The sequence below is a fragment of the Frondihabitans sp. 762G35 genome (genome assembly GCF_002074055.1).
Taxonomy (GTDB): domain Bacteria; phylum Actinomycetota; class Actinomycetes; order Actinomycetales; family Microbacteriaceae; genus Frondihabitans.
Genome location: NZ_CP014619.1, coordinates 228,419 through 248,466 on the forward strand (window position 1 = coordinate 228,419; position 20,048 = coordinate 248,466).

The 20,048-nt window shown below is 71.9% G+C and carries 21 protein-coding genes; 9 read left to right on the forward strand and 12 right to left on the reverse strand.

Translation table 11 applies throughout. The features are described 5' to 3' along the window. The first annotated feature begins 74 nt into the window (after positions 1–74). Positions 75–2,168 carry a hypothetical protein gene (locus AS850_RS01110; protein ID WP_119867455.1) on the forward strand — a complete coding sequence of 698 codons (2,094 nt, stop codon included), beginning with the start codon at positions 75–77 and terminating at the stop codon, positions 2,166–2,168. Between the two features lie 141 nt (positions 2,169–2,309). Here AS850_RS01110 and AS850_RS01115 read toward each other — a convergent pair whose 3' ends face one another. After that, entirely contained in the window at positions 2,310–2,915 is a 606-nt protein-coding gene (locus AS850_RS01115) for a TetR/AcrR family transcriptional regulator (protein ID WP_119867456.1), read from the reverse strand. Positions 2,916–3,206: 291 nt separating this feature from the next. Continuing rightward, positions 3,207–4,214 carry an NAD-dependent epimerase/dehydratase family protein gene (locus tag AS850_RS01120; RefSeq protein WP_119867457.1) on the reverse strand — a complete coding sequence of 336 codons (1,008 nt, stop codon included), beginning with the start codon at positions 4,212–4,214 and terminating at the stop codon, positions 3,207–3,209. Positions 4,215–4,322: 108 nt separating this feature from the next. On the opposite strand from AS850_RS01120, the gene AS850_RS01125 reads away from it, so the two are divergent. Then, positions 4,323–5,033 carry a hypothetical protein gene (locus tag AS850_RS01125; RefSeq protein ID WP_119867458.1) on the forward strand — a complete coding sequence of 237 codons (711 nt, stop codon included), beginning with the start codon at positions 4,323–4,325 and terminating at the stop codon, positions 5,031–5,033. 169 nt (positions 5,034–5,202) lie between these two features. Here the strand turns inward: AS850_RS01125 and AS850_RS01130 are convergent, their stop codons facing one another. The 3 genes from AS850_RS01130 to AS850_RS01140 form a co-directional block, all read right to left on the reverse strand. Beyond that, complete coding sequence (locus tag AS850_RS01130) at positions 5,203–6,933, reverse strand: DEAD/DEAH box helicase (RefSeq protein ID WP_119870067.1); 1,731 nt, start codon at positions 6,931–6,933, stop codon at positions 5,203–5,205. Between the two features lie 284 nt (positions 6,934–7,217). Continuing rightward, on the reverse strand, positions 7,218–7,907 hold the full coding sequence (locus tag AS850_RS01135) for a DUF1684 domain-containing protein (RefSeq protein WP_236940791.1): 690 nt from the start codon (positions 7,905–7,907) through the stop codon (positions 7,218–7,220). A 354-nt stretch (positions 7,908–8,261) separates the two neighbouring features. Beyond that, positions 8,262–8,738, reverse strand: a complete 477-nt coding sequence (locus tag AS850_RS01140) for a hypothetical protein (protein WP_123955410.1) — start codon at positions 8,736–8,738, stop codon at positions 8,262–8,264. Between the two features lie 56 nt (positions 8,739–8,794). Here AS850_RS01140 and AS850_RS01145 point away from each other — a divergent pair, with 56 nt between their 5' ends. Both AS850_RS01145 and AS850_RS01150 read left to right on the forward strand, forming a co-directional pair. After that, a complete protein-coding gene (locus AS850_RS01145; RefSeq protein WP_119867461.1) occupies positions 8,795–9,349 on the forward strand; it encodes a hypothetical protein in 555 nt (184 codons plus the stop codon). 35 nt (positions 9,350–9,384) lie between these two features. Beyond that, a complete protein-coding gene (locus tag AS850_RS01150; RefSeq protein ID WP_119867462.1) occupies positions 9,385–9,678 on the forward strand; it encodes a DUF427 domain-containing protein in 294 nt (97 codons plus the stop codon). 5 nt (positions 9,679–9,683) lie between these two features. Here AS850_RS01150 and AS850_RS01155 read toward each other — a convergent pair whose 3' ends face one another. From AS850_RS01155 to AS850_RS01185, 7 genes are all read right to left on the reverse strand, one after another. Next, entirely contained in the window at positions 9,684–10,370 is a 687-nt protein-coding gene (locus AS850_RS01155; RefSeq protein ID WP_119867463.1) for a CGNR zinc finger domain-containing protein, read from the reverse strand. Positions 10,371–10,713: 343 nt separating this feature from the next. Beyond that, positions 10,714–11,169, reverse strand: coding sequence for a SprT-like domain-containing protein (locus tag AS850_RS01160; RefSeq protein WP_119867464.1), 456 nt, complete (start codon positions 11,167–11,169; stop codon positions 10,714–10,716). Between the two features lie 5 nt (positions 11,170–11,174). Further along, positions 11,175–12,293 (reverse strand): tetratricopeptide repeat protein, encoded by a 1,119-nt coding sequence (locus tag AS850_RS01165; protein ID WP_119867465.1) that lies wholly within the window; start codon positions 12,291–12,293, stop codon positions 11,175–11,177. Between the two features lie 56 nt (positions 12,294–12,349). Further along, complete coding sequence (locus tag AS850_RS01170) at positions 12,350–12,751, reverse strand: flagellar assembly protein FliW (protein ID WP_119867466.1); 402 nt, start codon at positions 12,749–12,751, stop codon at positions 12,350–12,352. Further along, entirely contained in the window at positions 12,748–13,638 is an 891-nt protein-coding gene (gene flgL / locus AS850_RS01175; RefSeq protein ID WP_119867467.1) for a flagellar hook-associated protein FlgL, read from the reverse strand. The genes AS850_RS01170 and flgL overlap by 4 nt, the downstream gene beginning before the upstream one ends. Continuing rightward, on the reverse strand, positions 13,638–15,062 hold the full coding sequence (gene flgK, locus AS850_RS01180) for a flagellar hook-associated protein FlgK (protein ID WP_119867468.1): 1,425 nt from the start codon (positions 15,060–15,062) through the stop codon (positions 13,638–13,640). Before flgK ends, flgL begins: the two co-directional genes overlap by 1 nt. 4 nt (positions 15,063–15,066) lie before the next feature. Continuing rightward, positions 15,067–15,552: a flagellar protein FlgN gene (locus tag AS850_RS01185; protein ID WP_119867469.1), complete on the reverse strand. Its 486-nt coding sequence runs from the start codon at positions 15,550–15,552 to the stop codon at positions 15,067–15,069. A 421-nt stretch (positions 15,553–15,973) separates the two neighbouring features. Here AS850_RS01185 and AS850_RS01190 point away from each other — a divergent pair, with 421 nt between their 5' ends. The 5 genes from AS850_RS01190 to AS850_RS01210 all read left to right on the forward strand — a co-directional run bounded on the left by AS850_RS01190 (position 15,974) and on the right by AS850_RS01210 (position 20,044). Continuing rightward, positions 15,974–16,798, forward strand: coding sequence for a sigma-70 family RNA polymerase sigma factor (locus tag AS850_RS01190; RefSeq protein ID WP_119867470.1), 825 nt, complete (start codon positions 15,974–15,976; stop codon positions 16,796–16,798). A 113-nt stretch (positions 16,799–16,911) separates the two neighbouring features. Continuing rightward, the gene (locus tag AS850_RS01195) at positions 16,912–17,760 is read left to right on the forward strand and encodes a flagellin N-terminal helical domain-containing protein (RefSeq protein WP_119867471.1); all 849 of its coding nucleotides are present in this window, start codon (positions 16,912–16,914) and stop codon (positions 17,758–17,760) included. A 124-nt stretch (positions 17,761–17,884) separates the two neighbouring features. After that, positions 17,885–19,273 carry a flagellar filament capping protein FliD gene (gene fliD / locus AS850_RS01200; protein WP_119867472.1) on the forward strand — a complete coding sequence of 463 codons (1,389 nt, stop codon included), beginning with the start codon at positions 17,885–17,887 and terminating at the stop codon, positions 19,271–19,273. Between the two features lie 2 nt (positions 19,274–19,275). Next, positions 19,276–19,722: a flagellar export chaperone FliS gene (gene fliS / locus AS850_RS01205; protein WP_119867473.1), complete on the forward strand. Its 447-nt coding sequence runs from the start codon at positions 19,276–19,278 to the stop codon at positions 19,720–19,722. Continuing rightward, the gene (locus AS850_RS01210; RefSeq protein WP_119867474.1) at positions 19,715–20,044 is read left to right on the forward strand and encodes a hypothetical protein; all 330 of its coding nucleotides are present in this window, start codon (positions 19,715–19,717) and stop codon (positions 20,042–20,044) included. Before fliS ends, AS850_RS01210 begins: the two co-directional genes overlap by 8 nt. The last annotated feature ends 4 nt before the right edge of the window (positions 20,045–20,048 follow it).

Sequence of the window (20,048 nt, forward strand, 5' to 3'; positions counted from 1 at the left end):
CGGAGGCGCCGCGGCACCACGGCGCCCCAAGCACGACCACCAAAACACCATCGCCCCACGACAGGAGACGTTCAATGACGAACACCCGCATCCGACCGAGGCGCGCGGGGGTGGCGGCCCTCGCGGTCGCCGCCCTCGTGGCGGGCCTCGGCCTCGCCGCCGCGGCACCCGCCTCGGCGGGATCCACCCCGACCGGACCCACGACGACCGGGACCCGTCCCACCAGCGGCCACGCCGGGACCGCAGGAGCCGCGACCCCCGCACCCCTGACGAACCTCGCGCACCTCGACTTCCTCCTCGACCGCACCTCGCCGAAAGCGACCCGCGAGCACACCACGTACGCCCTCGACACGAGTCCCGCTCTCACCATGCCGTGGGTCTACGCGGACGCGCGGCCGGGCAACACGTTCGAGCGCGTCGGCGGTGGTCCGCTCGATCCGGCGACCGGTCACTGGGGCCAGGGCTCCTACGACTCGGACGACGTCTCCCGCGCCGCCGTCGTCTATCTCCGCGACTGGAAGCAGACCGGATCGGTGGCGAGCCGGCAGAAGGCGTACGAGCTGCTGCGCTCGACGGCGTACTTCCAGACCACGACCGGCCCCGACGCCGGCAACGTCGTGCTCTGGATGCAGCCCGACGGCACCCTCAACCCGAGCCCCGTGCCGGTGGAGCTGCCGAACCCCTCCGACAGCGGCAACAGCTACTGGCTCGCGCGGAGCCTCTGGGCGTTCGGCGAGGGCTACGCGGCGTTCCGCACGCAGGATCCGGCCTTCGCCGCGTTCCTGCAGCAGCGGCTCGACCTCGGGGTGAAGGCGCTCCAGCGCGAGACCCTCGCCCGTTACGGCCGGTACGACGTGGCCGACGGCGTCCGTGTCCCGAGCTGGCTCATCCGGGGCGGCGCGGACGCCTCGGCGGAGGCCGTCCTCGGGCTCGCCGCCTACTCGGCCGCGGCGCCGCACGACCGTGCCGCCCGCACCGCGCTCGCTCAGCTCTCGAAGGGCATCGCCGCGATGGGATCGACGAAGCCCGCCGCTCAGGCGGCCCAGACCTGGCCCTACGGCGCGATCCTCCCGGGAACGCGCTCGCGCTCCCAGCTGCACTCGTGGGCATCGCAGATGCCGGCCGCTCTGGCTCGCGCGTCGACCGTGCTGCGCGACCCGTCGCTCCTGCGCCCCGCCGTCACCGACTCGGTGGCGTTCAGCGCCACGCTCGCCACCTCCACGGGGCCGATCAACGGGTTCTCGCCCGCGCCGACCGACCGCACGCAGATCGCCTACGGGGCCGACTCGCGGCTGCAGTCGCTCCTCGCGGTCGCCGACGCGACGAAGAGCCGTGGCATCGCCCAGGTGGCCGGCCTCTTCGGCGCCTGGTACTTCGGCGACAACAACGCCGACGCGCCCGTCTACGACCCGGCCACCGGCGTCACCTTCGACGGCGTGCAGGCCGACGGGACGGTCAACGCGAGCAGCGGGGCGGAGAGCACGATCCACGGTCTCCTCTCGATGCTGGCTCTCGACGCCCACCCCGAGGTGAGCGGGATCGCGCGCTCGGCCACGCACGTCACGGCCCGCGACGGCCTCACGGTCGTCGAGGCGGAGACCGCGGCGAGCACGACGGGCACGGTGGTCACACCGACGTCCGCGAACGACGGGGAGTCGCAGCTCAGCGGCGGCGCCCTGCTCCGGCTCCGGGCGGGGCAGAAGGCCCTCCTCACCGTTCCCCGGGGATCCGGCCCGCGCCACGTCGATGCGGTGATCCACGAGCCCACCGGCAGCAGCGCCGAATCGGTGTGGCCCGGCCTCGGCCGGATCCGCTCGTCGGTCGGCGCGCAGGGCGTGACCCCCGTGGCCGGGGCGCTGCTGCCCCAGGCACTGCCCGGGCTCCTCGGGGCGTCCGCCACCGGCGTCTCCGTCTCGGCGCGTGCCGGGACGACCGATCTCGACGCGATCCTCCTGCGACCCCTGGTGTCGCGAATCGACCTGACGGGCGCCGATGGCGCCGCGACGACGCTCGCCCAGTCGACGTCGCTCCGCCCCGTGACGGTCTCGATCGGCAGCGCAGGAGCCACGGTGCGCTCCTACGACGACACCGGTCGCCTCGTCGAGACGGTCACCGGGTCGCACCGCGTCACGCTCCGCCCGGGCGGCTTCGCGGTCGCCACCCGCTGAGCGCGCGCATCCTGCCCGCCTGAGATCGCACCGGGCGTCGTGTCGACCCACGTCGACCTGACGGCCGGTGCGATCTCGCGGTGGTGCGCGCGGATGCGGACGCGCACCGTTGCGGACGCGCACCGGTGGGCGGGGAGTGGTCTAGAGCGTCGCCTCGGGCAGGCCCAGCGAGATCTCGAGGGTGCGGCGCACCAGACGGGCCCGGTCGGCGGCGGTGCGATAGCCGACGAGCGAGTAGGCCGTCGTGCTGTCGATCAGGGCGAAGAACTGCATCGCGACCAGGTCGGGCTCGGTCTCGGCGAACTGACCGGCGGCGATGCCCCTCGCGACGAGGTCGTGCACGACGGCGTTCCAGGCCGACATGCTGTCGCGGGCCGCCTTGGCGAGCGGGGTGCTCCGACGGCCGATGCTCCAGGCGTCGGCCCAGATGGAGTTGTAGTCGTCGTGGCTGTCTTCGAGCAGCGAGTGGACCAGCAGTCGCAGCGCGTCGAGGGGGGTGGGCTGCGACGCCAGGTCGAGCTCGGTCTGCGCACGCTCGTCGGCGGCCAGCTCCTCGAAGATGCGGGCGACGAGGGCGCCCATGGACGGTTCGTGCTGGGCGATCAGACCCGGGTCGACACCGACGGTCGAGGCGAGTCGGCGCAGCGTGATACCCCCGAGACCCGACGAGAAGGCGATTCGCCTCGCGGCGTCGTCGATCTCCGTGCGGAGTGCCGGGCGGAGGCCCGACGGCTGGCTTGTCGACATGCGGATGAGTCTAAGTCGCGGGACTCGCGTGTTTCGTCCCCCAGTTTACGGGCGGGCCGACGCGGGGTGGAATCCCCACCCGGACCCGCCGGAGCCCGCTGAGCCGGAAACCGCTCCGGGAAACGGAAGAGCCCCCGGGACGACAGGAGATTGGGGGAAAAGTACCTGAGGGCCCGGGGGCATGTCAGCTGGGGGGAACTGACGGGAGTCAGCCTACGCAGGAAACCCGTCCGCTGTCACCCCCTTTTTCTGCGGCGAAAAGAATCTCCTCACCCTCGAGTAACCCTCGGGTCAGAGAGCTGTCCCGAAGGCCCGAGCGCCGGCGACGAGACGCTCGAAAGCGGCCTCCGCAGCCGGATCGGCCTGCCTCGCGTCGGCGTGGTCGTCGTGCCACTCGACCATCTGCCGGGCGCCGACCCAGAACGGGATCTCGGCCACCCACCCGGGCACCAGAGCCTTCACCTTCGCGTTGTCGAACACGACCGAGTGCGCCTTGTCGCCCAGGAGCCCCGGACCCCAGCTCGGCTCGACCAGGGCGACGCTCTCGCTCGCGACGTGGACGAGCTCGGGGTCCGCGACTCCTGCCGCCTCGGCGAGGCTGAGGTAGATGTGATTCCACGGCAGCGCCTCGTCGGAGGTGATGTGGAAGACGTCGCCCACGGCGGCCGGGAGGCCGAGGAGCCCGACGAAGGCCCGCGCGAAGTCGACGTGATGGGTGAGGGTCCAGAGCGACGTGCCGTCGCCGGGGACGACGACGGGGAGGCCGCGACGCATCCGGTCGATGACGGTCCAGCCGCCCGTGACGGGCAGCGAGGCGCGGTCGTAGGTGTGCGACGGCCGGATGATCGTGGCCGGGAACCCGCGCTCGCGGTAGGCGGCCACGAGGAGGTCCTCGCACGCCGCCTTGTCGCGGGAGTACTGCCAGAACGGGTTCCGGAGGGGCGTGGACTCCCGGATCGGGAGCGCGCCGACCGGCTTCTGGTAGGCCGACGCGGAGCTGATGAAGACGTACTGGCCGGTGCGGCCCTCGAAGAGGTCGATGTCGCGCTGCACCTGCTCCGGGGTGAAGGCGACGAAGTCGACGACGACGTCGAAGCGGCGGTCGCCGATCGCCGCGGCGATCGAGCCCGGAACGGAGACGTCGCCCGTGAGCACCTCCACGCCCTCGGGTGCGGGCCGGACCGTCGAGGAGCCGCGGTTCACGAGCGTCACCTCGTGACCGAGGTCGCGCGCCCGGACGGCCGCCGCCGAGCTGATGATTCCGGTACCGCCGATGAACAGGACTGTCAGCGCTGACATGGATGTGGCCTCTTTCCGAAGGGTGGGGACGACTCCTGTCTACCCGATCCGGGGTTCCCGCGTCCCCGCGGGATACGCTGGCAGGATTCGCGAGCGGAGAACGGGGCAGTGGTGCTGATCGGTGCGATCGTGGTCGTCCTCCTCGGCGGGGTCGTGCTGGCCCGCGTGCTGGGCCCCAGGCGCGGTCGCAGCGAGTCCGACGTGGCCGCCGACCGCCAGCCGGAGCCCCGAGGCGACGACGTCGTGCGCACCGCCGACGCCCGGCTCACAGCGGAGTCCTCGTGGGCCGAGGCCCGGCGGCTCCGGCAGGCGCTCCTCGCCCGGCAGGTGCCCCCGACCGTCGCCGCGTGGGAGGTCGTGCCCGAGCAGGGAGAGGTCTTCTTCTACGAGCTCGGCGCGGTCTACGAGCGCTACTACGGGCAGGACGTCCAGTACTCCCGGGCGCCCGGGTTCTTCCTCGGCAGCCCGGCGTTCATCGTCGCCGGCCTCGCGGTCACGGGGCTCACCAACTCGTCCCGGCAGCGCGCCGCGGCCGAACAGGGGAAGACCCAGTGGCGCGAGCTCCAGGCCGTTCGGCTGCTCGTGAGCAACCACCGGCTCCTGTGCTTCGTCGGCGGGCGCTGGGTGAGCTTCCACTTCGCGCGGATGAACGGCGTCTACCCCGAGGTCGCGCGCGGTGCGCTCGTGTGCACCTTCGACGAGGTCGCGCCCGTGCGCTTCAGCGGCATCGACGTGCCGATCGCCGCCGTGATGACGGTCTTCGCCACGCACGGGCTGACGGCTCTCGCCGAGCACCCGAGCCTGCGCGTGCTCGACTGAGCGCTGCCGCTGCCGCTGCTCCTGCTCCTGCCGCGGTACCGGCCCGCTCCGCTGCCGGCCCGCTAAACCCGCACGCTCGGCTGCGGCGGTGGTCCTAGGACCACCGCTACAGCCGAGCGCGCGGGTTCAGCGGTGCCACGCGCCGGAGCGCACGGCACGGGGGTGGAGGCTAGCGGCCGCGGCCGCCGGTGCTGCCGCCGCCGCGGACGAGGCTGCCGACCTTCAGCGAAGCCGGGCGTCCGCCGGCGGACGACGCACGGCGCGAGCCGCCGTTGCCGCGCGAGTTGCCGCCGCTCTGCTCGGCCGCGAAGGCCGCCTGGTCGCCGCGGACGGTGCCGCCCGACGAGGCACGACGGGGCTCGCGGTCCTCGCGGGGAGCGCGCTCCTCGCGGACCGGAGCGTCGGCCGCGCGGCCCGACTCGGTGGAGTAGAAGGTGCTGCTGCCGGAGCGGGGAGCGGCGCTGCGCCCGCCCGCGCCACGCGCTCCGCCGTTGCCGCGGGCGCCGCCCGTGCGACCGGTGCCGCGCGAGCCCTCGGCCGGGGGTCGACCCGAGCGGTCCTTGCGGGCGATCGGGGCGCCGTCGGAAGTCTGGCGGGCGGCGCGCTTGCGCTGGGCGTTGGCGCCCTGCGAACGTCCGCCGCCTCCCTGCTGCTGCTGCTGTGCGCGCTCCGACTTCGGAGCGGGCTTCACGTAGGCGGCGACCTCGCCGACGAGGGCCCGGACCTCGGGCGACTCGGGCTTCACCGACGTGACGGTCGCCGTGATGGCGGCCTTCTTCATCATCGCGGCGACGTCGCGGCGCTGGCTCGGGATGACGAGGGTGACGACGTCGCCCTCGGCTCCTGCGCGAGCGGTTCGTCCGGAGCGGTGCAGGTACGCCTTGTGCTCCGTGGGCGGGTCGACGTGGATGACGAGCTCGATGTCGTCGACGTGCACGCCGCGGGCGGCGACGTCGGTCGCGACCAGGACGCGGGCGGTGCCGTCCTGGAACGCGGCGAGGTTGCGGTCGCGCTGCGGCTGCGAGAGGTTGCCGTGCAGGTCGACGGCCGGGATGCCCGACTCGGTCAGCTGCTTGGCGAGCTTCTTCGCGTGGTGCTTGGTGCGCATGAACAGGATCCGACGACCCTGGCCGGACGCGAGCTTCTCGATGAGAGCCTTCTTCGTGTCGACCGACTCGGTCTCGAAGACGTGGTGGGTCATCTTGGCGACGGGCGAGTTCGCCTCGTCGACCGAGTGCAGGACCTCGTTGTGCAGGAACTGCTTGACGAGCTTGTCCACGCCGTTGTCGAGCGTGGCGCTGAAGAGGAGGCGCTGCCCGTTCTCGGGGGTCGCCTTCAGGATGCGCGTGACGCCGGGCAGGAAGCCCAGGTCGGCCATGTGGTCGGCCTCGTCGAGCACGGTGATCTCGATCGCGTCGAGCTTGATGAAGCCCTGCTTCATGAGGTCCTCGAGGCGACCGGGGCAGGCGATGACGATGTCGACGCCCTGCTTGAGGGCCTGGACCTGACGGTTCTGCGAGACGCCGCCGAAGATCGTGGTGGTCGTCATGCCGTAGGCGGCGGCCATGGGCGCGAGGACGGCGTCGATCTGCGTCGCGAGTTCGCGGGTCGGAGCGAGGACGAGGCCGAGCGGACGGCCCGGGCGGCGCTTGCCACCGGCGAGCTTGCCGCCGAGTCGAGCGGCCATCGGGATGGAGAAGGCGAGGGTCTTGCCGGAGCCGGTCTTCCCGCGGCCGAGGACGTCGCGTCCGCCGAGGGTGTCGGGCAGCGTGTCGATCTGGATCGGGAAGGCGCTGGTCTTGCCGTCGGCGGCGAGCGCCTTGACGAGGGGAGCGGGGACGCCGAGCTCGGCGAACGTGGTGCTGCTCTCGTCGGACTCGTCGACGGGCGTGGCGCCCATCGGCGCCGAGGTGGTCTGGGTGTCTGTCATTGCGTGGTGCCTTTCGGGCATCGGGGAACGAGCCTCATGAGCATGCGTCCATCAGTGACGCAGCCGGACTCGAGATGTGGCGACGGAGCAGAAGCGCTCGATCGTTTCGCCGCAGAGTGAGCTTCGCGAACCTCGGTCTGTCACACACACGTTTTCGTGTGGCACCGAGGGATGTGAGGGGCGTACTACGACGCAGGGAGCCGATCGGGTCGACTCGCAAGTGGTTCCACCTTACAGCATGGCCGTTTCGGCGCTCAGTGGGCTCCCGAGTACCGTTCGCCGACCGGGATCTCGACGGCCACGGTGTTGCCGGGCTGCGCCAGCGGGCAGGCCCACGCCGGGTCGTAGGCGCAGCTCGGGTTGTAGGCGAAGTTGAAGTCGACGACGACGGTGCCCGCCTCGGATCCTGCGCCCAGGTCGGCGCCCTTCACGGTGTCGAGGAGGTACCGGCCGCCGCCGTAGGTTCCCCCGGGGCGGCCGGCGAGGGCGTCCTTGACGGGCAGGAACAGGCCGCCGCCGTACGACGCGAGGCGCCAGACGTCGAGAGTGCCGACACCGGGCACGTCGACCACGCCGAGCAGATCGAACGGCACATCGCCGTCGGTGCCGGTGGGGACGGTCATCCTGCGGGCCTCGGTCGGCAGGATCGGGAGCTCGAAGCGCCAGTCGCGGTCGTACGGCTTCGTGGGCAGGCCGGTGAAGACCTCACGGTCCTCGGGCAGGAGCGGCGTGGACGGGTGGTTCGCGAACAGGTCGTCGCGAGTGCGCCGCCACAGGTCGTGGGCCGACTCGAGGTCGGTCGCCTCGCGGACCCGGCGGTACAGGTCGTGGATGGTCCGGCGCCACTCGGCGACGTCGAGGGCTGCGCGGGCAGGATCCGCGGGGCCGGCGGCGACGGCGGGGTCTGCGGTGCGGGTCGGGTCGGCGGGGTCTGCGGTGGTCACGGTCTCACGGTACGTCGTGGGCGGGGTCGGTGTCCGGGCCTGCCCTGACTCGGGCCCGTCGAGACTCCACGACTCGCTGCTCATCTTTCGTGGGCCGTGGCGTGTTGTGGAGTCTCGCCCGGGGGGTGCAGCGCGGGGTGCGGCGCGGGCCCTGGTGAGACTCCACGTTTGGCCACGCCCGGCGAAAGTGAGTGGCGTGTTGTGGAGTCTCGCGGGGGGAGCAGCGCGGGGTGCGGCGCGGGCCCTGGTGAGACTCCACGTTTGGCCACGCCCGGCGAAAGTGAGTGGCGTGTTGTGGAGTCTCGCGGGGCGAGCGGGGGGTGCGGCGCGGGGCGGGGCGTCGCCGGAGCGGCGTCAGCGTGGGACGGGGGTGGTCCAGGTGGGGGCGAGCATCCGCATCCGGGCCGCGCGCCACTGCCAGACGAGCCACAGCCCGGGCCACAGCAGCGGCGTGAGAACGCCCGCGTGGAACTCCATCCGGTCGCGCAGGAGCGTCAGCCCCCCGGGCGCCGGCGACACGGCCATCCGGTGCCGGATCCGCATCAGCCGGAACGACCCGTCGATGCCGCGGCCGGTGTCCTCCTGCACGCGCGCCCCGAGGGCCTCGTAGAAGCGGAGGTGCACGTGGGTCCGTCCCAGGGAGAAGACCCCGAGGATCCTGGCGCTCACGGGGTGCTCCGCCGTGTCCCAGCGCCGCGGGAACCCGCCCTGCTCCTCGGAGCGGTAGACAAGCATCGGCTTGGTGACGGCGACCATGACCTGCGGGTTCCGGAGGGCGTCGACCGCCGCGTCGGGCGAGCAGGCGAGGGTGAGCTTGAGCTGCACGTGCATGACGCCAGTCTGCACCCGTTCCCGATGCCGGGCCGGGCCTCGCTACCCTGGATCGCATGCACGACCAGCAGCGCTACCAGGTCCGCTTCGACTGGGGAGAGGCGGGGGCCCGCAGGATCGCGCGCACCGCCCACGTGGTGGTCGTCGCCGACGAACTCGACTCCCACGGCCGCGCCTCCGGGGCGCAGCTCGCCGCCGCGATCGCCGAGACCGCGGGGGAGCGCCAGGCCGTGCTCTGCGCGACCGAGGCGTCGTCGGTCGACGCGGCCGCCTGGATCCTGCGCCTGCAGGAGTCGCTCGGGGACCGGGCGGTGGTCGCCGTCGTCGCGGCCGGGTCGCTCGACGACGACGGGTTCCGCGCGGCCGTCGAGGACCAGTTCGCGGCCGGAGCCGTGATCGACGCGCTCGCCGAGGTCGGGATCGACTTCGCGAGTCCCGAGGCGGCAGCGGCCTGCGCCGGGTTCGTGGGCCTGCGCCGGGCGACGGGGCACCTCCTGACGGCGTCGGTCTCGGCGGAGCGGGGGGAACGCGGAGCCGCGGGAGCGCGGGAGCAGCGGCTCGGGCATCCTGCGGTGTGCGCCGTCCTGCGGGAATTCAGCGCTTCGGCGTAGCGTTGGACCGGTACATCCGCGATCGAGGAGGACCCATGAAGGCAGTGCTGAACGACGGAACCGTGGTGGCCGAAGCGCCCCAGGAAGACCTCATCAAGATCGAGGGCAACTGGTACTTCCCGCCGGCGAGCGTCAACGACGCCCTCCTCGAGAAGAGCCCGACGCCCTACACCTGCCCGTGGAAGGGCGAGTGCCAGTACTTCACGGTCAACGGCCTGCAGGATCGCGCCTTCAGCTACCCGACCCCCTACCCGACCGCGTTCGAGCGCGTCGGCAAGGACTTCTCGAACTACGTGGCGTTCTGGAAGGACGTCCAGGTCGTCGAGTAGGCGCGTCAGCCGTCGGTCGGTGCCGGTGCCGGCGTCGCGTCGGCGTTCGCCCGGGCGGCGGCTCGGGCCCGGTGCGCCCTGACCTTCGCCCGGTTGCCGCACTTCTGCATGGAGCACCAGCGTCGGCTCCCCGCGCGGGAGTCGTCGTGGAAGATCAGGCGGCAGTCGTCGGCGGCGCACCGGCGCAGGCGGGCGTCGCCCTCGGCGGTGAAACCGACCTCGGCGAAGAGCCGCACCGCGTCGCGCGCCAGAGACGACAGCGCCTGGCCGAGCCGCAGCCGCCCGGCTCCGGCCTGGCGGCGCCCGCCCGGCAGGGACGGCGGCACGTCGGGCAGGGCGGCGAAGAGATTCAGCGTGTCGATGTCGCCGGCACCCGGTCCGGATGCGTCGGGCAGGTGGCCGTCGGCAGCGGACGTGGCGAGGCGGGCTATCGCGTCGCGGAGGCCCCGGGCATCCTGCAGTTCTCGCTCGGTCGTGCCGGCCGCGAGGCCGTCGAAGCGCTCGCCCAGCCAGACCTCGAGGTCGGCCGGGACGAGCAGGCCGTCCCAGCCCGGTCCGGGGAGACCGGCCGCCGGGCCGAACCCGGCGTGGTCGTCGAAGCCGCCGAGATAGGCGAAGTCGAGGCTCACCGCGCCGGCGTCGAGGTGCCAGCGCGTGCCGGAGGGGGAGTCGAACCACTGGCCTAAGAGCATGTAACCACCGTAGCCGGTGTGTGTCGCTCCCGTGAGACTCCAAGACACGCTGCTCACCTTCGGTGAGCCGCGGCACATCGTGGAGTCTCGCTGGGCGGGGGGCGGGCGGCGTCGGGCGTGAGACTCCACGATGTGGGGCGTTTCACGAAGGTGAGCGGCGTGTTGTGGAGTCTCGCTGGGCCGGGCCGGGCCGGGCCTGGGCGGGGCGTGCGGCGTCGGGCCTGAGACTCCACGATGTGCGGCGTTTCACGAAGGTGAGCGGCGTGTTGTGGAGTCTCGCCGGGCCTGGGCGAGCCGGGCCGGCGCGGGCGAGCAGTGGGGGCGGGGCAGCTGGGTCAGTGCGCTAGACCGCGCGACGCTCCCACGTGATGAGGTGCGCGGGGTCGTAGCGGCGGGCGCACCGGCCGCAGGCCAGCGGCTTCGCCGGTCGGCGGTAGCGGTAGTGGTCGTGTCCGGCGGGGCACCGCCCCACCCACGGCGCGAGCTCCGACGCGATCGCCCCGTCGTGCAGCCGGTCGCCGACGTAGCCGATCTCGGCACCGACCCGGCGCCACGCCGGACCGTGCCCCGCGCGCGACCCCGCGATCGCGTGCGCCACCTCGTGCAGCAGCACCTGGTGGATCTCGTCGTCTCCGTACCGGTCGGCCAGGTGCTTCGACACGGTGATCCGGTGCGTCGTGTAGTTGCAGAGTCCGGCGCGCGTCTTGGCGTTGTCGAACCCGAAGCTCCACACGGAGGCGTCGAGGTGCAACGCGATGAGCGCGTCCGCCCAGTGGCGGACCCGGTCGAGGTCGGCCACGCCCGTCAGGAGCGGTCGCGGGGCGGCGTCTTCGCGTTCGACGCGTCGAAGGCGCCCCAGATGCTGCGGGCGGCCTTGCGGGCTCGGCTGACCTCGGCGTCGAAGCCGGAGGCCTGGGGCTCGTCGTCCTCGTTGCGGTCCTCGTCGTCGATGATGCGGCGTCCGCTGCCGGGGGCGGTCGCGTGCGGGACGGCGATGGCCTGCGTCTCGACGCCGATCGACGCGGCGTCGGGCACGGGGCCGTCGACGGCGTCGGGGTCGAGTCGCTCGGCGGCGTCGGGCGACAGGCGGGCAGGAGCCTCGGGCGCCTGCTCCGGCGTGCCCAGGTACGCGGGCGACCCGGTCGTGCGGAACAGCGGGGTGGGGTTCGTGTCGTGGAGGTCGCCCTCGCTCGACTCGCCCATCAGGGTGCCCGGCGCATCGACGACGATCGGCGTGACCATCGGTTCGCGGGGCTCGTCGACCACGAGGATCGAGTCGGAGACGACAGGCTCGTCGAAGGGCGCCGGCGCGGAGCCCTGCAGGATCGCGCGCATGACGCCCTCGATAGCGACGCGGAGACCGTTGGTCCGTTCGGCCGGCGCACCGGCCTTCTCGTACGCCGCGAGCGCGTCGGTGAGGGCCGTGCGGGCCTCCTCGTAGCGCTGGAGGTCGTAGAGCGTGTAGCCCTCGAGCTCGGCGGCGGCCGCCTCGAGCTCGTGCCACTCCTCGGTGGCCGCGGAGATGCGGCTCGTGTGGAGGTCGTTCAGGGCCCGCTCGAGGCGGCCCTGCTCCTTGAAGACGTAGGCGCGCCGGATGCGGGCGGCCGTCGAGTCGGCCCGGTCACCGGTGAAGTGCGCGAGACGGAAGGCCTCCTCGGCGATCGCGAGGGCCTCGTCGAGCCGCCCGAGCATGCGGAGCAGGTCGGCCCGCTCGCCGAGGGCGGCGGTGCTCCTGCTCGCACCGAGCTCCGACAGCCGGTGCTCGATGGCGGAGGCGTCGATCGCGGGGCGGAGGCTGACCGGGTCGAAGTGCGCGTTCGACGACGAGCCGCTCGGCACGATGGGCGCCGTGAGGCTCGGAGGCACGGGATGGCTGGTCGGGCCGCCGTGCGCGTCGTTGTCGGGGTGGTCGTGCTCGGTCATCGAGTACGAGGGTAGTCGCGCGGAGCCGGATCGGGGTGATCGGCGCGCGAGGTCGGTCAGACGGCGACGGCGACCGGCTGCTCGTGGCGGGCGAGGGCGGCGCGGAGCGGCCAGTCCTGACCCTCGAGGATGAGCTGCGCCGAGGCGCCCGTCGAGGCGTTGACGACGATGGGTGCCATGAGGTTGACGGTCGTGCCGGTCGGCGCCGGGTTGGCGACGACGAGGAGCAGGGCATCCTGCGGTCGCGTGACTCCGAGGGAGCTGCTCTGCTCGTCGGTGATGTACGGCGAGTAGTCGGGCAGGTGCACGGCGGCGTCGACGACGAAGAGGCGCGAGCGGGGTGTGCCGGCGGTGCTCAGGGCGTAGAGGCCGTTCGCGCCCTCGATCTCGTCCAGGACGAAATCGACGGCGGGGTCGAGGCCGGGAGGGGGCGTGACGAAGGTCAGGGAAGCGCTCATCGGAGGAAGTCCATCAGGGTCGGCTGGATCACCTTGGCGGTGACAGCGAGGGCGGCTTGGTAGGAGACCTGCTGGGTCTGCAGGTCGAGGAAGGCTTTCGCCTGATCGAGGTCCTCGATGCCGGAGCGCTGGTTCTCCAGCGAGATCGAGGAGTTCTTGAGGGTGTCCTGGGCGCGTTCGAGCTGCGACTGACGCACGCCGACGTCCGACCAGGCGCCGCGCACGGCGGTGAGCCGGGAGTCGATCCCCGCGAGCTGCGGGCCGATGTTGACGCCGGAGCGGAGGTCGCTGACGATCGAGTCGACGAGGCCGAAGACCGAGTCCGCGCCGGTGCCGAAGACGGCGGAGCCGTCCGTGTCGACCTGCACGGTCGTGCCGTCGGCGATGCGCCTCTGGACGCTGCTGCCCGCCGTCCCGGTGAAGGTCGGCGGCGTGCCGGCCTGGAACGCGACTCCGGCGTCGGAGTTGCCGGCGAAGATCGACCGCCCCTGGAAGGTCGTGTTCGCCGAGGCCATCAGGTCGGATTTCAACCCGACGAGCTCGGTGGCGATGGCCTCCTTGGCCGTCGGGGACATCGCGCCGTCGTTCGCTCCCTGGACGGTGAGGTCCCGGATGCGGTTGAGCACGTTGACCGTCGACGACAGCGCCGAGTCGGTGGTCTGGAGCCAGCCGACGCCGTCGTCCGCGTTGCGCGAGTACTGCGCGTTGGCGCTCTGCTGGGCGCGGACGAGGAGCGACTGCCCGGTGCCGAGCGGATCGTCCGACGGCTTCTGGATCGCCTTCAGCGAGGACGCCTGGTCCTGGAGCTGCGCGAGGCGCGCGGCGCTCGCCTGCAGGTGCCGCTGCGACGCCATCGCGGTGGTCTGGTTGGTGACGCGTCCGAGCATCAGGCCGCCCCCACGTGTCCGAGGTGGTTGATGAGGGTGTCGAGCATCTCGTCGACCGCCGTCATGACGCGCGCGGCGCCCTGGTAGGCGTGCTGGAACGTCAGCATGTTGACGTTCTCCTCGTCGAGGTCGACGCCGGCGGTCGAGGCCTGCTGCGTCTTGGCGGCGGTGCCGGCGAGCGTGGCGCGGTCGGAGGCGTTGATCTCGGCCTTGGCCGTCGCGCCCGTCGAGGTGACGAAGGAGGCCCAGGCCCGGTCGGGAGCGGCGGGTCCGGTGCCGAGCTGCGACACCCGGTCGGCGATCGTGCCGTCGAGCGCCCCGGCTCCGGGTGTGCCCGTCTGCAGGTCGGCGGCGGAGGTCGGCACGACGGAGAGGCCGGTCGCCGCGGGGCCCGATGCCGCGAGGGCGAAGAAGTTCTGACCGGTCGACCCGGACGGCGTCGAGCCGGTCGAGTAGACGGCGTTGACGGCTCCGGCGAGCTGCGTGGCGAAGGCGTCGTAGGTCGCTGCGGCTTCGGCCAGGACGCCGCCCGACCCCTGGCCGTCCGCGGGGGCGAGGACGGAGAGGGCTCCGGCGAGCTGTCCGCCGTCGAGTCCGACGCTCGCGCCGGGGCGGTGGCTCCACTCGAGCGTCACGGGGGCACCGGCGGCGCCCTCGATCGTCGTCGCGCCGGCGACCCGCACGGTGCGGGCGGTGTCGCCGGAGACGAGGGCGTTGCCGCCGACGAGGACGTCGACGGTGCCGTCCGCGTTCTGGTGCACCGTGCCTCCCGCCAGCTTCGCGATGTTCTCGGTCAGGGTCGAGCGCTTGTCGATCAGCTCGTTGACGGTGCTGCCGGTGGTGAGGCCGGCGCGGATCTGCACGTTGAGGTCGGCGACCTGCGCGGCGCTCGAATTGAGGTCGGTGGCGAGCGAGTCGACGGCGGTGCGCGTGGCGGACCACTGCCCGCTCACGGCCTGGTAGCCGTCGCTGATCGTCGAGGCGATCGACTTCGCACCGGCGAGGAGGGTCGCGGCGGGAGCCGTCTGACCGGGTCCGTTCGCCACGCCCTGCCAGGACGACCAGAAGGCGGTGAGCTTCGCCGAGAGACCGTTGGTGCCGGGTTCGTTGAGGGAGCCCTCGAGGTTCGACAGGACGCTGGAGCGCACGGTGGTGTAGCCGGAGGCGGAGGCCGTGGCCCGCACCTGGGCGTCGAGCTGGGCGTCGCCCAGGCGGGCGATGCCGTCGATGGAGACGCCCTGTCCGATCGGCGTGCCACGGCTGAAGAGGCCGGCCTGCACGGCCGAGATCGACGACGTGGTGACCCGCTGGCGGGTGTAGCCCTCCGTCGTCGCGTTGGTGATGTTCTGGCCGACGACGTCGAGCCCGGCGCGCGCGGCGGTCAGGCCGCGGTAGGCCGTGTTGAGTCCGGAGAAGGTGCTCATCGCTCTAGAGCCGCCCGTCGAAGAAGTGGCTGCCGGCGGCGGTCGTGCGCCCGGCTCCGCGGGCGTCGTAGGTCGCAGGATCCGCGGAGACGGTGGCGAGGGTCTCCTGCGTCGATCGCGCCGCGGCCCGGAGGAACTGCTCGTTCTCGTCGCGCAGCTGCTTGATCTGGCGGGTGAGCTCGGTCATGGCGCGCAGGTGCGAGGAGAAGATGTCGGCCCAGGGGCCGTCGGGTGCGTGGTCCACGAGTTCGCGGAGCGGCGTCTCGCCGTGCGTGCCCCACTCCTCGGCGACGACGGCAACCTCGACGGTGCGCTCGAGGCCCGCCGCGCGAAGGCGGTCGAGGACCTGCTCGACCTCACGGGTGGCGTGTTCGATCCAGCGGGACTTGCCCGCGGTGAGGAGCAGCTGCTCCTCCTCGAGCTTGAACGTCAGAAGCTCCAGGAGCTCGCGCTCACGCCAGAGCACGGCGGACAGTTCGTTCACGCCCACGGTCCCTCCTTCATACGGCTGTGAGCGCCCGCCTCCGAGGGCCGGCGCCACAGAGAGCCGTTTCGCTCTCGGGGGTGACTATCGGCCAGGGTGCGCGCGCCGTAAGCACGAGTCGCGAGCGGGGTGGGACAAGGCCCCCTTCGGGGGTGAAAAAGCCCGGAATTCCGCCGATGTCCTCCTAAATGACGACACCCCAAACCCCCGTAGTGGGGGCTTTCCGGCCTTCCTTCGGGCTCCCCCTCCTCGCTAGTTTTGAGGAGCAGGCAGATCACGCCTCATCGACGCGAAGCCCTTCTGGTCGGTCGTCGGAATCACGAGTCACCCGCCGCATCCTGCGGCACCTCCTCCTTTCGAATCGTCTTCGTCGACCCCTGTCGACGAGGCGATCCGTCATGCCGATTTTCGATGAACCGGGGCCACGATGAACAAGACGGAACGCAACGCGATGGTGGTCCAGAACCTCCCGCTCGTGGGCTACCTCGTCTCCGAGGTCTGCGCCCGGGCGACGCACCTCAGTCGCGACGACCTCGCCTCGGCGGGCGCCCTCGCCCTGGTCCAGGCCGCGGATGCGTTCGACCCGACGCAGGGTGTCCCGTTCGGTGCCTACGCCCGGACCCGCATCATGGGCTCCTTCGCCGACGACATGCGCTCGAGCGACTGGGCCAGCCGCGGCACCCGCAAGCGCATCAAGGAGACGCTGGCCACGCAGGAGACGCTGACCGCCGCCCTGGGACGCACCCCCTCCGTGGACGAGATCGCCTCGTCGCTCGGCGTGGACCGCAAGACGGCCACGGACGCGCTCACGGACGCGGCGCGCACCGTCACCGCGATCGACGAGACCGTCGCCGACCAGCTGGCGGCCGACATCATCCTGCCCGAGGAGACGCTCCTGGAGCAGGAGCGCACCCGGTACCTCCGCGCCGCCGTCGAGGCCCTGCCCGACAAGATGCGCTTCATCGTCGAGAACGTCTACTTCGGCGACCGCAGCGTTACCGAGGTCGCCGAGGAGCTCGGCATCACGCACTCCGCCGTCTCGCAGCAGCGGACCGAGGCGATCCGGCTCCTGCGCGACGCCCTCAACACCCACTACGCCGACGACCCCGAGCGCGAGGTCGCCCTCGAGGCGCGGACGGCGCCGGCCCGTCGCGCCGCCTACCTGTCGCGGGTCGCCTCGAACGCCGTCGTCGGCATCGGCCTGGCCCTCCACGAGAACCGCGTCGTCCAGAGCGAAGCCGCGGCCTCCTGAAAAAAACTTCACCAACCCGCTAACGGCGACGCTCCAGCCGCCGATAGCACTAGATAACCGGCCCACGGATGGACCGGTGAACACCACCCAACATCACGGAAGAGAGAAACATCATGGGTTTCCAGATCAACAACAACCTGGTTGCGAACAACACGTACCGCAACCTGAACAGCACGCAGAACGACCTGTCGAAGTCCCTCGAGAAGCTCTCGAGCGGTCTCCGCATCAACCGCGCTGCTGACGACGCGGCCGGCCTCGCGATCTCCGAGGGCCTGAAGTCCCAGGTCGGCGGTCTGACCGTCGCCGCCCGCAACTCCCAGGACGGCATCAGCGTCGTCCAGACCGCGGAAGGTGGACTGACCGAAGCTCAGTCGATCCTTCAGCGCATGCGAGACCTCTCCGTTCAGGCCGGCAACGACTCGAACAACGCGGACTCGCGCGACGCGATCAAGACGGAGACGGACGCCCTCACCAAGGAGCTCACCCGGATCTCGGCCTCCACCAACTTCAACGGCATCAACCTGCTCGACGGGTCGGCTGGCGCCGCTGCGGACGGCAAGCTGAGCTTCCAGGTCGGTGCGGGTGCCAACGCCGCTGCCAACACGATCACCGTCGACCTCGGTTCGGCCAACGTCGCGTCGGTCTCCACCGCCGTCGCCGGCATCGACCTGACCACGGCCACCGGTGCCGCCTCGGCGATCACCACGATCGACGCGCAGATCAAGGCCGTCTCGACGGCTCGTGCAGGCCTCGGTGCGGTCCAGAACCGCTTCGAGCACGCGATCAACAACACGAACGTCGCCAAGGAGAACCTGACCGCGGCGTCCTCGCGTATCACCGACACCGACATGGCGTCGGAGATGGTCAAGTACACCCGCTCCAGCATCCTCAGCCAGGCCGGCACCGCGATGCTCGCCCAGGCGAACCAGAGCACCCAGGGTGTGCTGTCGCTGCTCCGCTAGCACCACCCGTTCCGCGCTAGCGCGGGACTGACCCGCAGCGGTGGGCGAGGGGAGGAAGTTCGGGTCTTCCCCTCGTCCCCGCCGCGACACCGTCGGCATCGACCCCGCCCGAGAGGAGCAGCGCATGGTTTCAGGACTCGCCGTCGACGGCCTCGTCTCCGGTCTCGACACGACCTCCCTCATCAACTCCCTGATGACCGCGGAGTCGCAGCCCCAGACCCTCCTCAAGGCGAAGGTCACCGACACCCAGTCGACCATCACGGCGCTCCAGGGCCTCAACAGCCAGGTCGCCGCCCTCGCCACCCTGGCCACGACGACGAAGTCGCCCACGGCCCTCTCCCTCTTCTCGACGACGTCGAGCTCCACCAACGTCACCGCGACGGCCTCGACAGCCGCGACCCCCGGCACCCTTGACATCGTCGTGGGCGCCGTTGCGCAGGCCAAGGTCGGCGTCAGCGCCGCCATGACCGCCTGGCCGGACAGTCCGCCGAAGATCACCATCGTGGGCGCCGCCGGCACCGCCGTCGAGATCTCGCCCGCCTCGTCGTCCATCGACGACGTCGTGTCGGCCGTCAACAGCTCGGCGGCCGGCGTCAAGGCCGTCAAGGTCGCCTCGGGCAAGGACGCCTCGGGAGCCGTGCAGTACCGCCTGCAGTTCACCTCGAACACCTCCGGCGCGGCCGGCTCGTTCGAGATCTACCGCGGTACCGGCGCCGACGTGACCGCCGGCACCGCCACGAACGTCCTCGGCGACCCCGGCGCCGCCGTGGTCAAGCAGGCGCAGGACGCGCGGGTCACCCTCTGGGCGGGCACGAGCGCCGAGCAGACCATCACCTCGGCCACCAACACCTTCGCCGACCTCCTGCCGGGCGTCTCCGTGACGGTGAACAAGGCGTCGACGGACCCGATCCAGCTGTCCGTCGCCCGCGACCAGACCGCGTCGAGCGCGGTCGCCGGCGCCCTCGTCACCAGCCTGAACAACATCTTCTCGCTCATCCAGACGAAGAGCGCGACGACGACGAGCACCGACTCCACCGGGAAAGCCACCGTCTCCGGCGGTCCGTTCACCGGCGACAGCACCGTGCGCGGCGTCAACCAGGCGCTCATCACCGCCGCCTCGATGCCGGTCAACGGCCGCTCCCCGTCGGAGATCGGCATCAGCATCAACCGCGACGGAAGCTTCGACTACGACGCCGCCAAGTTCCAGACGGCGCTCGCGACCGACCCGGTCGGAACCCAGACCCTCCTCACCGCTCTCGCCTCCCGCGTCGCCGACGCCGCGACGCAGTCCTCCGACAAGTACTCCGGTCAGATCACCAGCGTCATCAACGGGCAGAAGTCGCTCGTCACCAGCCTCAGCGCGCAGGTCTCCGAGTGGGACCTCCGCCTGACGGACCGGCGCGCGTCGCTGGAGAAGATCTACTCCAACCTCGAGGTGCAGCTCTCGACCCTCAAGGCCCAGCAGTCCTCGCTGTCCGGCTCCCTCTCGTCCCTCTCCTCCTCGACGGGCTGATCATGACCCTCACCTACGGCGCTGCCGCGCAGCGCGACCAGTACAACCGCGAGGCGGTCCTCTCCGCGACGCCGGCGCGACTCATCACGCTCCTCTACGACCGCCTCCTGCTCGACCTCGGTCGCGCCGAGGTGGCGCAGACCTCCGGCCGGTGGCCGATGGCGTCGGAGAACCTCCTGCACGCGCAGGCCATCGTCGCCGAGCTGACCTCGTCGCTCCGCGTCGACCTCTGGGAGGGCGGCGAGGGCCTCCTCGCCCTCTACAACTACGTCTCGACGGCGTTGATCAACGCGAACATCCACCGCGACGTCGAACTCACCCGCGAGAGCATCGGGCTCCTCGAGCCGCTCCGCCAGGCCTGGCACGAGGCGACGGCGCAGGCCCCGGCCACGCCCGCCCTCTCGACCGACTCGCTCAGCTTCGCCGGCGGGAGCCTCGGCGTTGCCTGAGATCGTTTCGATCCGTGAGGCCAAGCCCGGCACCGACGAGACGCGCGGGGCCTGGCTCCGGGTGCTCGCCGAGATGGAGCGGGCCGCAGGATCCGCGACCGACGGCGTCGAGACTCCTGCCGTCTGGCTCGCCCCCGAGGGCCTCGGCCCGATGCCCGCCGATCTCGAGGAGCGGGCCCGCGCGATCGCCGCGCGCCAGCAGCGCGCCATCGAGAGCGTGCAGGAGGCCCGGCTGACGGTGTCGAGGCATCTCTCGGCCCTCCGCACGGTCCCCGCTCCCCGCCAGACCGATCGCTCGGTCTACCTCGACGTCACCGGCTGACGTC

Excerpts from the sequence above, each read along its gene's own strand:
- flgK (WP_119867468.1), bottom strand. The coding sequence starts at position 15,062 with ATGAGCACCTTCTCCGGACTCAACACGGCCTACCGCGGCCTGACCGCC.
- AS850_RS01110 (WP_119867455.1), top strand. The coding sequence starts at position 75 with ATGACGAACACCCGCATCCGACCGAGGCGCGCGGGGGTGGCGGCCCTC.
- flgL (WP_119867467.1), bottom strand. The coding sequence starts at position 13,638 with ATGCTCGGACGCGTCACCAACCAGACCACCGCGATGGCGTCGCAGCGG.
- AS850_RS01130 (WP_119870067.1), bottom strand. The coding sequence starts at position 6,933 with ATGGGCGCCACGCCCGTCGACGAGTCCGACGAGAGCAGCACCACGTTC.
- AS850_RS01190 (WP_119867470.1), top strand. The coding sequence starts at position 15,974 with ATGAACAAGACGGAACGCAACGCGATGGTGGTCCAGAACCTCCCGCTC.
- AS850_RS01155 (WP_119867463.1), bottom strand. The coding sequence starts at position 10,370 with ATGCTCTTAGGCCAGTGGTTCGACTCCCCCTCCGGCACGCGCTGGCAC.
- AS850_RS01140 (WP_123955410.1), bottom strand. The coding sequence starts at position 8,738 with ATGCACGTGCAGCTCAAGCTCACCCTCGCCTGCTCGCCCGACGCGGCG.
- AS850_RS01120 (WP_119867457.1), bottom strand. The coding sequence starts at position 4,214 with ATGTCAGCGCTGACAGTCCTGTTCATCGGCGGTACCGGAATCATCAGC.
- AS850_RS01150 (WP_119867462.1), top strand. The coding sequence starts at position 9,385 with ATGAAGGCAGTGCTGAACGACGGAACCGTGGTGGCCGAAGCGCCCCAG.
- fliS (WP_119867473.1), top strand. The coding sequence starts at position 19,276 with ATGACCCTCACCTACGGCGCTGCCGCGCAGCGCGACCAGTACAACCGC.
- AS850_RS01115 (WP_119867456.1), bottom strand. The coding sequence starts at position 2,915 with ATGTCGACAAGCCAGCCGTCGGGCCTCCGCCCGGCACTCCGCACGGAG.
- AS850_RS01145 (WP_119867461.1), top strand. The coding sequence starts at position 8,795 with ATGCACGACCAGCAGCGCTACCAGGTCCGCTTCGACTGGGGAGAGGCG.
- AS850_RS01165 (WP_119867465.1), bottom strand. The coding sequence starts at position 12,293 with ATGACCGAGCACGACCACCCCGACAACGACGCGCACGGCGGCCCGACC.
- AS850_RS01195 (WP_119867471.1), top strand. The coding sequence starts at position 16,912 with ATGGGTTTCCAGATCAACAACAACCTGGTTGCGAACAACACGTACCGC.
- fliD (WP_119867472.1), top strand. The coding sequence starts at position 17,885 with ATGGTTTCAGGACTCGCCGTCGACGGCCTCGTCTCCGGTCTCGACACG.
- AS850_RS01170 (WP_119867466.1), bottom strand. The coding sequence starts at position 12,751 with ATGAGCGCTTCCCTGACCTTCGTCACGCCCCCTCCCGGCCTCGACCCC.